The organism is Reinekea blandensis MED297, assembly GCF_000153185.1.
In the GTDB taxonomy this organism is placed as follows: Bacteria; Pseudomonadota; Gammaproteobacteria; order Pseudomonadales; family Natronospirillaceae; genus Reinekea; species Reinekea blandensis.
Map to the genome: position 1 here is coordinate 228,381 of NZ_CH724153.1, position 12,154 is coordinate 240,534.

Annotated in this window: 12 protein-coding genes; 8 read left to right on the forward strand and 4 right to left on the reverse strand. The window is 50.9% G+C overall.

Features of this window, described 5'->3' with window-relative positions:
* Window positions 1-264 precede the first annotated feature (264 nt).
* The 3 genes from MED297_RS15830 to MED297_RS15840 all read left to right on the forward strand — a co-directional run bounded on the left by MED297_RS15830 (window position 265) and on the right by MED297_RS15840 (window position 1,970).
* Complete coding sequence (locus MED297_RS15830; protein ID WP_008046651.1) at window positions 265-759, forward strand: SF0329 family protein; 495 nt, start codon at window positions 265-267, stop codon at window positions 757-759.
* Window positions 760-830: 71 nt separating this feature from the next.
* Window positions 831-1,394 (forward strand): DapH/DapD/GlmU-related protein, encoded by a 564-nt coding sequence (locus tag MED297_RS15835; protein WP_040557464.1) that lies wholly within the window; start codon window positions 831-833, stop codon window positions 1,392-1,394.
* A 93-nt stretch (window positions 1,395-1,487) separates the two neighbouring features.
* Window positions 1,488-1,970, forward strand: coding sequence for a GNAT family N-acetyltransferase (locus MED297_RS15840; RefSeq protein ID WP_008046653.1), 483 nt, complete (start codon window positions 1,488-1,490; stop codon window positions 1,968-1,970).
* 185 nt (window positions 1,971-2,155) lie between these two features.
* Here the strand turns inward: MED297_RS15840 and MED297_RS15845 are convergent, their stop codons facing one another.
* Window positions 2,156-3,256, reverse strand: a complete 1,101-nt coding sequence (locus tag MED297_RS15845) for an aldo/keto reductase (protein ID WP_008046654.1) — start codon at window positions 3,254-3,256, stop codon at window positions 2,156-2,158.
* A gap of 114 nt (window positions 3,257-3,370) precedes the next feature.
* Here MED297_RS15845 and MED297_RS15850 point away from each other — a divergent pair, with 114 nt between their 5' ends.
* On the forward strand, window positions 3,371-4,258 hold the full coding sequence (locus MED297_RS15850) for a LysR family transcriptional regulator (protein WP_008046655.1): 888 nt from the start codon (window positions 3,371-3,373) through the stop codon (window positions 4,256-4,258).
* A gap of 329 nt (window positions 4,259-4,587) precedes the next feature.
* Here the strand turns inward: MED297_RS15850 and MED297_RS15855 are convergent, their stop codons facing one another.
* Window positions 4,588-5,250, reverse strand: coding sequence for an NAD(P)H-dependent oxidoreductase (locus MED297_RS15855; RefSeq protein WP_008046656.1), 663 nt, complete (start codon window positions 5,248-5,250; stop codon window positions 4,588-4,590).
* A 132-nt stretch (window positions 5,251-5,382) separates the two neighbouring features.
* Here MED297_RS15855 and MED297_RS15860 point away from each other — a divergent pair, with 132 nt between their 5' ends.
* The 4 genes from MED297_RS15860 to MED297_RS15875 all read left to right on the forward strand — a co-directional run bounded on the left by MED297_RS15860 (window position 5,383) and on the right by MED297_RS15875 (window position 9,544).
* A complete protein-coding gene (locus MED297_RS15860) occupies window positions 5,383-5,886 on the forward strand; it encodes a TetR/AcrR family transcriptional regulator (RefSeq protein WP_008046657.1) in 504 nt (167 codons plus the stop codon).
* A 257-nt stretch (window positions 5,887-6,143) separates the two neighbouring features.
* A complete protein-coding gene (locus tag MED297_RS15865; protein ID WP_008046659.1) occupies window positions 6,144-6,443 on the forward strand; it encodes a DUF1330 domain-containing protein in 300 nt (99 codons plus the stop codon).
* 215 nt (window positions 6,444-6,658) lie between these two features.
* Entirely contained in the window at window positions 6,659-8,941 is a 2,283-nt protein-coding gene (locus tag MED297_RS21505) for a sensor histidine kinase (protein ID WP_237613452.1), read from the forward strand.
* Window positions 8,942-9,544 carry a response regulator transcription factor gene (locus MED297_RS15875; RefSeq protein WP_008046663.1) on the forward strand — a complete coding sequence of 201 codons (603 nt, stop codon included), beginning with the start codon at window positions 8,942-8,944 and terminating at the stop codon, window positions 9,542-9,544.
* Between the two features lie 50 nt (window positions 9,545-9,594).
* Here MED297_RS15875 and MED297_RS15880 read toward each other — a convergent pair whose 3' ends face one another.
* On the reverse strand, window positions 9,595-11,574 hold the full coding sequence (locus MED297_RS15880) for an amylo-alpha-1,6-glucosidase (protein ID WP_008046665.1): 1,980 nt from the start codon (window positions 11,572-11,574) through the stop codon (window positions 9,595-9,597).
* Between the two features lie 132 nt (window positions 11,575-11,706).
* The gene (locus MED297_RS15885) at window positions 11,707-11,901 is read right to left on the reverse strand and encodes a hypothetical protein (protein ID WP_008046666.1); all 195 of its coding nucleotides are present in this window, start codon (window positions 11,899-11,901) and stop codon (window positions 11,707-11,709) included.
* Window positions 11,902-12,154: the final 253 nt, after the last annotated feature.

The window sequence follows — 12,154 nt, forward strand, 5'->3', positions numbered from 1 at the left end:
ATCATGGTTAAAAACTAAGGGTTGTTACCGGGTTTCTGGTTGTGTGAGTTGATCGGTCTGGCTTTTGGCTTGAATACGGGGTTAGTGTGATCTTTGTGATGGATTTAGATCATGTTTTATCGGATATTGCGTCAGCCTGGAAAACACATATGAGTTATCGAAAGCGGAGTAGGTGTTAATATCGCGACCCAGTGTTCCAAACCATAGGGTGGTAAGCCGACGTTATTTAGCGTTTTTTAGGAACGGTACAGATGGGGAGCCCAAATGCAGTGGTCGAAGTTGAAAAAAAGGGTTGAAGAAAACTTCGCGGATTCTATAAAAAACCGCGTTGAAATCTTCACTACGGCCTACAGAAGGCAAGATGACATCTCTCGAAGCTGGATGGTCATTGACGGCAAGCAAGAAGTCAGTTTCACCGATTGCGACTCCTGGAGGAACCTGGGAGCCTATTTTCATGAGCTGACACCGACCGTCTGTTTGAAACATAAAAAAATTGAAGAGTCGGAACGTCAACATAATAGGCTGTTTGAGCCCGGAGAGTTCAGTAGCCTTGATTTTAAAATTATGGCGTTTGAGTCTCTGAATCTTTCTGCCCAAGACTGTTTGTCTTCACCACACCCGGTGCTCAGGAGCCTTGGTGTGCTACACCGAAAAACAGGCAAGTCTAAGGTCAAGGCAATGCGCGATGATGCACATCCTTTAGTCGCCTTTCTTGCTGAGTTCAGGTGGCGAGCCGAGTCGAGAGGCAATGCTTCATAGCTTATGCTGATAAAACATCGCTGATGGTAAGCGGTAATCTATTAAATTATTTCTGCACAGTTGGAGGTTAGATGAGCAGTTCCGAAATATTTAAAAGGCTCAAGGCTGGGCAACCTGTGGCTATGGACGATCCCGAGTATCATCAAATAGGGGCGTCGGTTAAGCAAACGCACGCTCTGCTGCAGAAGCTGAATGCCTCCGAAAATGCCGACGAAGTTCGGCGTTGGTTGTCTGAGATCGTGGGTACGGAGGTTGACCGTAGTACGACCGTCTTTCCTCCGTTTCATACGAACTTCGGAAAATTCACTCGGTTGGGCCGCAATGTTTTCATTAATCATGCGTGCTCATTTTTGGATCTGGGTGGAATCACTGTAGAAGACGATGTGATGATTGGTCCCAGGGTTAACATCACCTCAGAAACGCATCCGGTTCAGGTCAGCCGTCGCAGAACGTTGGTACCCGGAGCCGTGCTGATTAAACGTGGTGCCTGGATTGGCGTTGGCGCTACCATCATGCCGGGAGTTACCGTCGGTGAAAATGCCGTGGTCGCCGCCGGTGCGGTGGTTACCGCAGATGTTTCAGCGAATACCGTCGTTGGTGGCGTGCCAGCAAAAGTGATTAAGCACCTCGAATAGGCGCGTCCATCGCTCACCACTTGGTCTAAGAGACATGGGGAATCCGCCGATTTTGCACCACGATGCCGGAAGCAATTGCCAGATTAAAAAGTCATGAACCCAGAAGACAGCGTTTTGAAAACACATCGGGATACGATTGAAATCGGTTGGGCGACTAGCGACGATCTGGCCGGAGTACTCGGTTTGCTCGATTGTTACGACCGCCCCAAAACGCCCTGGCCGGCACCTGATCAACAAAAACGACTTCTCGCGCGGATTGATAATACCGGCGGCGGGGTGGTGGTTGCCCGCCAGGGCTCATCGGTGGTAGGTACTTGTACGTTGGTTATCTGTCCGAACCTGAGTTGGGGCGGACGCCCCTTTGGGATGATTGAGAATGTGATCGTGGATCCAGACCAAAGACGCCAGCGGATCGGTCAGCGCGTTTTGGCCTTTGCGGTTGAGCACGCTAAAAAGCAAGATTGCTATAAAGTGGCTTTAATGACCGGCTCAACGGATCCGGACGTTCATCGCTTTTATCGGTCTTCGGGTTTTGAGGCGTCAAAGACGGGTTTTCAGGTTCGGTTCGATGCCTGAGTTTCGTGGGCACTCAGTATTAAAAACGGTTTTTTCCGATAACCGCGTTAACCCTGAGAGGGCGATGGGTCTGCCCATCTCCGACTTTCATCGCCCTGATGTTCGACCCAGAATCAGGCCGAGGCCGCCCGCAAGCCCGGGTACACCCAGACGCTTTCAGCAGGCTGCTGGCCACAGACAGACGGTTATCCCATCCCTCCGGTGACATTGACTCCGCCGAAGACGAACTTCTGTACTCGGTCATTGAACAATGATGACGGATACGACAATGTTGGTTGACTGGCCTTCAGCAGGTCAGCCTTTTGGCTGTCATCGAGTGTTATTGATAACGCGGCGATATTACTTTTGACCTGTTCAAGCTTACTGGCGCCGATAATCGGGGCCTGAACTCCTGGCATCGTCGTTAACCAGTTCAGCGCGATCTGAGCCGGTGACGAATGACAGGCCTTCGCAATGGTTTTTACAGTGTTTAAAATCGCCCAGTTTTTCTCAGTAAACTTGCTGTCGCCGAAAGGGTTGTCACCGGACAAACGTTCTTTCTCGGTACCTTGATCCGGCGCGCCGTCAGGTAATGCGGCTCCGCGTTTGCCCGCGACGTTATTGGCATTCGACGGGTCATATTTGCCGGTTAAAAAGCCTCCGCCGAGCGGACTCCAGGGCTGGACAGCCAGTTGCTCGTTTCTTGCCAATGGCAGGTGTTCCTGCTCGGTGCTTCGTTCAACCAATGAGTATTCCAGTTGAAGAGCAATAGGAGCCGGTAACGATGACGTCCGCGCCAATGTGATGATTTTGGCGGCGTACCAGGCTGGCACGTTTGACAGTCCCCAATAGCGAATCTTTCCGGCTTGGATTAACGCAGATACCGTGAGCAGTACTTCCTCTGGCGGTGTCACCCTGTCCCACATGTGAATCCAGAACAAATCGATGTAGTCGGTGTCCAAGCGCTGCAGTGACTGGTTCAGCGCGGTGTGAATGTGCTTACGTCCGTTTCCTCCTGCGTGCGGGTGCTGGCCGCTGCTGAAGCCGGCTTTCGTGGCAAGTACGACTTCATCACGGATCGCTAACTCTCGGATGAACTTGCCGGTTAGGGTTTCACTGGTGCCTCCGGAGTAGACGTTGGCGGTATCGATAAAGTTGCCTCCGTTTTCATAATAGTATTTAAAAATTTCAAACGACTGGGCTTGATCACTGCCCCAGCGTTGGGTGCCGAAGGTCATGGTGCCCAGAGCGAGCGGGCTGACGACAAGGCCCGATTGCCCAAAGGTGCGGAACTCACTTAACTGCATTGCTTATCCTCTATGTGCTTAATGAACGAAAAACAGTCTACAGTGAGAGATTGATGAGTATAATTGCGGGTATATTTCAAGAACTTGTTAATCTGATTCAGTAATGAGGGCCAAATGGACAGAGACGTCTGGAGCAATCTGATCATATTCGCGGAAGTGAGCCGCCAGGGCAGTTTCACTAAAGCGTCGAATGAGCTGGGGATCAGTCCGTCTGCCATCAGCCATATCATCCGAAAGCTCGAAATGAAACTGGACACCCGTCTGCTGCATCGCTCTACGCGCAGTTTGTCATTGACAGAGCAGGGCGCACGGTTGCTGGAAAAGCTTGATCCCAGTATTCATTCACTCGAGGAGACCATTGACGGCTTTCAGGACTCCAAAGAGGAAGTCTCCGGTCGGATCAAAATCACCAGCCACCGTGTCGGTGCCGAGCAGGGTATTTTCCCTAAGCTCGCTGCGTTTAAAACGCGGTATCCTGAAGTGAGTGTTGAGTTGGATATCAACGATGGTCTGATCGATTTTATTGCCGCTGGTTTTGATGCCGGAATCCGTCGAGGCGAGTCACTGGCCCAGGATATGATTGCGGTCCCACTGGATTATGATGACCAGCTTATCTTCGTAGCGTCTTCTGAGTATCTTCAGAAATACGGTGCGCCACAGTTACCCGAGGATCTTACTCAACATCAGACAATCAGCTTTCGCTATGTGACGAGTGGACGTTTGTTCCCCTGGCCTTTGAGCCATGCTGGTGAAACGTCGACGTACGTTCCGAGTTCAAAGTTGGTGCTGAATGACACTGGCTTACTGGTTAAGGCGGTATTGGATGGGTTTGGCATTGGCTGTGTTACGCAACAGCAAGTTGTTGATTACTTAAAGTCCGGGGCTCTAATCGAAGTGCTCAGTGATTATCGGACGAGCATTGCGCGCAATTATCTTTATTTTTCCGGCCGCCGACATGTACCAACCGCATTGAGAGCCTTTGTCGACTTTATGAAAGTGTGAGTCATTTAGAGCGCTTGTTCGGATGATTGTCTCGGTTTGCCGAACGAATAGCAGGGCTTTTTATATACCCTCCAATAGAAGGTGTTTGAACGAAGGTTTCAGATCACCGGCGAATAACGTACAGTCAATCTTGTTGAGATAACATCCGCAGTTACCGGCTTTGATCGTGGTTTAACATGGGTTGCGGTATGCGGACTCCCATTTTTCCTCCGGTACTGCCAATCGCAATTATTGAACAGTTCTGCAAATGTGTGTTGGCGCGTTCAACGCATTGCGCACTGGTATGATCGCTTTAAGCAGTCCTTTGCCTTTGCTGGCCTCAGTCTGAGTTAGACCGACCGCGCGCGTAAAAATGCGTCTTTTGCATTCAATGGCTGGCGGCTTGGCGAAATAAACGATTGGCTGATTTGTTCCGCAAGTTCCAGGCCTCGTTCACGGTTAGGGGTGTTATGGTCGCCTTCCACATCGTAGATTAAATGACTTTCTACATCGGTGATGCCACAGTAGGCAAATATGCCTAAGTCGAGTTGTGTTCGCATGGCGTTAGCGTACTCGTATTTATCGTAGGTGGATTTTTTTGAACCACCAACGCCGATCAGGACGGTTGGCAGATTGGTTAGTCGCCCCATTAAGGCGGCTTTTCCTCGGTCTTCGACACCATCCCCATATTGGTAGGCCCAGCCTCCCGTAAACACGCGGTCAATCCAGCCTTTCATTAACGCTGGCATACTCCACCAGTAGACCGGAAAAACAAACGCCAGTTGATCAGCATTTTCAACCCGACTATGCATCGGTGGGATGTCCACGGGTAATTCCTCTCCCCAGAAGCAGGCATGATCTTCTTTGGTAAAACGCGGATCAAAGTTTTCGCGATGCAAATCCAGTATGTCCACGGTATGACCAGCGTCGAGAATCGGCTGATGAAATGCGTCCATGACAGCGCCTGGGTAACTGTGGCGTAGCGGATGGGAGTAAACGGTTAACAGGTGCATAACGCTCCTTTGTCTGATGTTTGGGTGACTGACCGGGTTATCGCAAGATCCGATTGTGTTGAGATCTCTGACGTTAAGTAGAGCGATCATTTTACTTGCGAGGGTAGAGTGATCGTTGTACATTGTCAACCTATGAACAAAACTCAAGAAAAAATCGCCACCGGACTTGAAACGGCATTCGCCAAGCATGGCTATACAGAGATGGGGGTTGATGGCCTGCGCAATGCAGCTCAGGTCAGTCTGCGTACTCTCTATAAGTACTGTCCGTCGAAGGAAGACATGATCCTGTTAGCGCTTGAGCATCGTCATAAACGATACGAAGCCTTTTTACGTGAGCGTTCTGAGACTGAATATACCGCCGCCGATCTGTTTGACCGGATTGGTCGTTGGATGCAAGACAACGATTCTCAAGGTTGCCTGTTTCATGATGCGGTGCTGTCTCATCCGGGAAGCAAACGGATACGGGCAATGTATACCTGGCATAAAGAAGAAATTGCCCGCGCTATGGCGAAGGTCACCGGCCTTGATGGAAAGTCTGGTCAGTTGTTGTTGATACACGAAGGTATTGTGCAGAGCTGGCCTTTGCTCGGAGTTGAGGCGGTGACCAACGCTAAACAGTTATTCAGTGGTGTTTAGTTTCGGGCGAGCATTTCAACTACAATCGCGATAAAAAGCTACGGCATTAAGAGCGCCTCTAGTAAGTCAGATGGAGCTCTCTAGACCCGAGGACCTACAATCTGTCGGGTCTTTTCGAAAACAGAAAAAGGAGGACAAACATTGAAAACAAGCGCAGACGGGTTCTACGGAGCTCAATAAGCTAACTAAACTCGATTGAGTGCATTTGAGCTCCGCTATATCGATTCTTTAACATCATCCAATAGCAGAGATTAAATATGAAAAAATGCACAGTCATACTGACCGGAACACTTTTAACCGACGCTCATCTGTTACCTGAGTTTCAGGAATGCTCAGAGCGCGCCGGGAAGAACGCCAGCCATTATGGTGGCAAAGTGCTCAGTCAGTTTAATATTCGGGAAAGCCTCGGTTCCGGTAAGAAGCAGGATTTTTTAATCTTAGTGGAGTACCCATCGTACGAAGACGCTGTGGCCGCACATTCGAATCCGGAGTATGACCGGATTTCGCATCTGCGCCAGAAGGTGTTCAGTGAGTTTAACGTACAGATTGCTGTTTAACCGGTAATTTTCCAAGCAAAGCCCGCCCTTAATGGCGGGCTTTTTTTGGTCGGGCGACGGGTATAACTCTATGGATCTACCCACCTGAGAGGGATTATCAATTGCGTTGGCGAAAAAACCATCATACAGTGCTGTAGTATTTTTCTGTTGTTTACACGGACATGATATCTCTGCACGGTCATCGGTTATTCCGGGTTTTAAAAGCTTTAGCTTTAATGTTGACGCTTGGGTGGCCGCTGTGGGCGTTGGCAGACGATGTATCGGACTTATCACGAATGTCAGAGCTGGTGCTGACTTCGACGGAACAGCGGTACTCCATCACCTCTTTAGATCATTCATCCGGTTTTTTTCCGGCCTTTGACCGGATTCGTTTCACCGATGTTATCCAACAGGGTTTGGAACATGAATCGTTCGGACTGAGCCCTAATTTTCGCGAGCATGAACGTTATTGGCTCTATACCCATGTTCGCAATGAGACGAGCCAGACCCGGTGGCGTTTGCACATCAGTAATTTTGGCTACCTGGAACCCAGGGTACTGATTCAAAACGGGGACGAACAGTATGTTCGGACCATTCGCAATGCCGGTTTTTCTGCGGGGACTGATATCAATACCATTGGTCGATCCATTGTGTTGGATCTTCCACCTCAGCAAAGCATTACGATGGTCATTGAGTTAAAGGCACAGAAAGTGGCCTGGCAGCCGTATATCGGGTTGATGAGTGAAGATCATTACCAACAGTGGGTGTTAATTCAGGATTTGTTCTACAAGCCGGCCATCGGGATTGTCCTGGGGTTCGTTTTGCTTGGGGGTGTGGCATGGTTATTAACCCGGGACGCAACCCTGTTCTGGGGAACTCTATCGGCGCTTTTTATGCTGGCTTTTCACCTAGAACACAGCAGTTTACCCGCGTTATTGTGGCAGTCGACCTATGAAAAAGGCACGGCGTTCTGGTTGCTGGCCTATGCCACTATGGCATTACATCTTGCGTTTTCTGGCCGGTTTCTGGATATACATCAGCACTCCGAACGCTGGACCCTCATCTGGCGAGCAATGATCGCCACGACACTGGTACTTGGTACGCTCAGTCCGTTCATGGCATTCGAAACGAATATGTATTTAGGCATACTGAACTACTGCCTGTTTGGGCTGTTCATTCTCGGTTCCGGGATCCGTTGGGTTCGGGCGTACGGCAGTTTTTATATTATTTACCTGGCGGGTTGGATACCGGTTATCCTGTCACTCATTCAGGTAACCTGGATCGTACAGGGGTCCCGCGGTGATGTTCAGGTCGTGGATGCCTCCTATAAAATGATCCAAGGAATTTACATTCAGATTGCCCATCTGTCGCTGCATTCCATCGCCGTTATTCTTCGGGTGCGATCACTGAGGGAAGCCAAACTCAGAGCGGAAGCTCTCAGTATTGCTAAGTCTCGATTCATGGCTCAGAGCAGTCATGATCTGGCGCAGCCTCTGCATTCGATGCGTGTTTTTCTGGAGTATCTAAAACCTCATATTATTGGTTCAGAGGGTCGCAAGCACTTTTATCGATTGCAAAACACGCATCGACAACTGAGCGAAAACTTTGACGCCATTATGGATTTAAGTAAGTTGGAATCGGGTGTAATTCGTCCGGATTTTTCCGTAGTTCATCTGTCCAGTTTGTTGAGTCGACTCGAGCAAGAGTATCAAGGCGTTGCGGAAGAAAAGGGTCTTCACCTGAAAGTTCAGAAGCCTTCCGTGTCTGTGGTCAGTGATCCAGTATTGTTAGAACGATTGATTCGGAACCTACTGTCCAACGCCATTAAGTATACCGACCAGGGGAAGGTGCTGATTGGCTGTCGACGTCGGGGTGATTCGGTTGTACTACAGGTCGCCGATACGGGTTGCGGCATCAGTGTATCTGCGCAAAAACAGATTTTTGATCTTTATCGTCGTTCTTCTGAAGGCGACATTGCGGGTTCAGGGGTTGGTTTGGCGATTGTTCAGCATCTGAGTGAATTGTTGGATCATCCCATTCACCTGGAATCGACTCCTAAACGCGGCAGTGTTTTTTCTGTCACCTTACCAAGGTATCGTTATTCCGGTCAGTCGGATACGCATCGGTTTGATGAGTCGTCAACGGCGTCTGTGCAAACCGCGGCTTTGGTGGTTAGCCAATCCGAAGACCGGATGAATCTTACGGAGCGTCTGAAGCGGTGGCAGTTCGAAATCGATGTATACCTTTCTATCGACGACTTTGTGCACTCTGGGAAATCGGCTTCGATACTGGTTTGCGATTCTCAAACGCTTGCGCAGTCGAGTTTGAGCGTTATGCAACTGACGCAGATAACGCAGACCACTCCCGTCGCCTGTATCAGCCCACCCGGAAGCTCGCTTCCGGAATCCTGGACAGGGTTGGCACCATCAGCGATGGTGGCTCAGTTGCGGGCATTGTTGAACGCCCTTGAGCGTAGTGAGTCGCCATCGGCTGACTCAGCTTTACTGGATATCCGCTAGATGAGTATGACTGTGTTAATCACTGAAGACCATGAACTGTATCGTGATGGTCTGCGGTTATTGGTTGAAGAAGCGATTCCCGGAGTTCGTTTGTTAGAAGCAAGCGATTTTCCTGAAACATTGTCGGCGCTGGCTGCGAATAACGACATTGCGATATTGTTTTTGGACATTCAGATACCGGGAACCAAGGGCTTGGATGGTCTCAAAGAGATAAAAGCACGTTATCCTGTGTTGCCGGTCATCGTCGTGTCGACTGTCGATCACGATGCCAGTATTCAGCAGATGCTTCGTCTTGGCGCTGACTGTTTTATTGCCAAAAGCAGTCCTCGTGCGGTGATGATTGACGCACTGCAGAGCGTTGTGAATGGCGAACGGGTTGTCATCAGTGCACGTCGCGATGAGTCCATCACATTGACGCCACGACAACTGGAAACGCTTGAGTTGTTGGCGTTGGGATTGCCCAACAAAGAAATTGCCAGCCAAATGACAATCTCGCCGGCAACGGTTCGGGAGTACGTTTCCGATTTGTTGATAGCGTTTGACTGTGATAACCGAACTCAGCTCGTATTGAAAGCTCATCAGCTCGGTTTTATTCTGGAATGACCGAAGCGACAGGCTCTCGTCCGAGTCGCTCCGCACTTTCAATTTCCATCTCAGTCTGGAACGTTCAGATCGTAACCCGCTACCACCCGTAAGGTTTCGGCCACGCTCCAAGCCTGTTGGAAACACCCTCTGGCCGCGTGTGGGGCATCGCCATCAAACACTTCCGATATCCCGTTGAGACCTGCTTCGGTGTAAAAGTGTTGCTTCATACCTCGCAGTAAGTGTTCGGCTAAGGATTTATCACCGGTAACCTTCATTGCTGCGTCAATGAAACATCCCATCGGCCATGCCCAAACGGTACCCTGATGGTAAGCGAGGTCTCTGTCTGACAAAGCGCCGTAGTAGCGGCCTTTGTAATCCGGGTGATCGGCCGCCAGGCTGCGCAACCCAACCGGGGTGTAGAGCTTGTCGTAGACGCAATGGAAGACGTCGGCCTGTTGTGAAGTGGTCAGCGGTGAGTAGGGCAGCGCGACGGCAATGATCTGATTGCATCGGATATCGTCGTTAGGTTGGCCGTTGGCAACGTAGTCATAACAGCAACCGGCTTGAGCATTCCAGAAGGTATTCTGAAAGCTCTGTTCCACTCGTTGTGCGAGCTCCCGGTAAGGTTGAGATTCCTCTTGAAAGTGCTCGGCGCAGTCTGCCAGAAAGTTCAGCGCGTTGTACCACAGAGCGTTGATTTCAACGGCTTTGCCATAGCGTGGGGTCACGGCATAGCCGTCAAACTTAACATCCATCCAGGTCAATTGGGTGTCGGCATCGCCGCCACTGATCAACCCATCGCTGTCCATATGAATACCATAACGAGTGCCACGCTGGTGATGGCGGATGATGTCTTTGAGGTCGTCATACAGCACGTCGCGGATGAACGCCCAATCACCGGTATGATCGGCATACTGTTGAATGGCCCGAAAGAACCACAGCGTGGCATCGATGGTGTTGTACCTCAGCGGTTCGCCAGCACGGTCGGGAAACTTGTTGGGTAACATGCCACCGTTGAGATAGTGCGCAAAGGTTTTCAGAATATTGCGGGCAAGGTCGGGCTGCCCGGTACTCAAGGTGGTACCGGCAAGGGCGATCATGGTGTCGCGGCCCCAATCTCCGAACCAGGGAAAGCCCGCGAGCAAGGTTTTTCCCTGAACGGATTGCCGGTCGGCCACCAATTGCAGGGCACTGGTGGTCAGGTCGTTGAAGAAGTCGTTGTCTGAAATCCGTGTTCGCCCTTCGGTGAGCGCTCGTTGATAGGCTTGCTCGGCATTCGGCCAGGTGTCTTCCAGGGTACCGATAAGCGTTACGCTCTGGTTAACACCGAGGGTGACGTCGGCTTGATAGACCGGCAGCGACGCGTCGAACTGATCGTATCCCTGATCTTCCCGTTCCAGTGGGTAGACCAGATGATGCTGTTGTTGCGCAGTGTCCAACGGCAGCCATTGCTCGGTGATGTTTCGTTTGGCTTCGGTGCTTTGCAGTCCGAACCGCAGTTGCACCGTATCGTTACTGAGCGAACGGTGCTCAGGCGAATAGTGCCATTGACTCACATCGTCTGCAGTCAGTCTCGCCTTATGCCCCTCAGCAGCCCGGAAGTGCACGCTGTTCAGCAGTGTCAGGTTTGCCGTCTCATCGGGAGCCGCTAACAGGGTGTAGCGCAGCAACGTGCAGGCCCGGCCCGGCACCATGAAGAGTTCCTTTTTTAACTGGCACCCGTGCACCTGGTACACCCAGGTCGGCATCGGGCGAGCCTGAAAGCTGAGCAGGTGTTTTTCACCGCCGGCACGATGGGTGGTTTGCTCTTCCGTCAGCCATTGGCGGCTGTCGAGTGACACACCATTGAGCGTTTCGGCGCAATGGTGCCAGGTCATCATCCGGTCCATCGGAGGGACGACCGAATGCACCAACAACCCATGAAACTTGCGCGATAAGCCGCCATGAATGGCCAGGCTGGCGAAACTGCCGGTACCATTGGTGACCAGACATTCCAATTTATCCGAGACGGTCGGTGTGTGCAGTGAAGAGAGCGATAGAGTTGTCATGGGAAGCCTGTTGCTGATAACCGATGGCTGGAAAGTTTATCGATGACAGGCGGGGGGTGAGGATGGAATTGTTGCGGGGCTTGACTGTCGGGTACCGGTTGTACCGGCCCCGATGTCGCCAAACCGGCCGTTTTACAGCAACTGCGGATTGGCTCGTTTAAAGTCTCTTAAGGCTTTGCGGGCACCTTCGACTTTGCCGTACAGCCGAACCCGTTCTTTTTTATCGCCGGTACCGTTTGGGTTTTCCTTCACAAAGGCTCGTTTTTCGGCTTCGGCGTCTTCGATAGCCTTCTCAAGTGCCTCTAACTGGTCTTGTAACTCACTCATATCTTCCCTCGATTGTCTGTCATGGCATCCTGAACCTCTGCGGTTCCTGCCGCCGGGGTCTGCCAACTTATTATAGTGCATGCCGGTTGATGGTTAGGAATGACCATCGTAAAGGCCTGCCGGGTGGATCGTGCCACTCGTGTTATGGCAGTTAGTTTCTCAAATCCTGTTCAAGGCTGCACGTTTTTGTGACTCGTTTCATGAAAAGGCCTCGCTAAACCGGTCCAATAATGCCTCAAAAACAGTGTTCGTT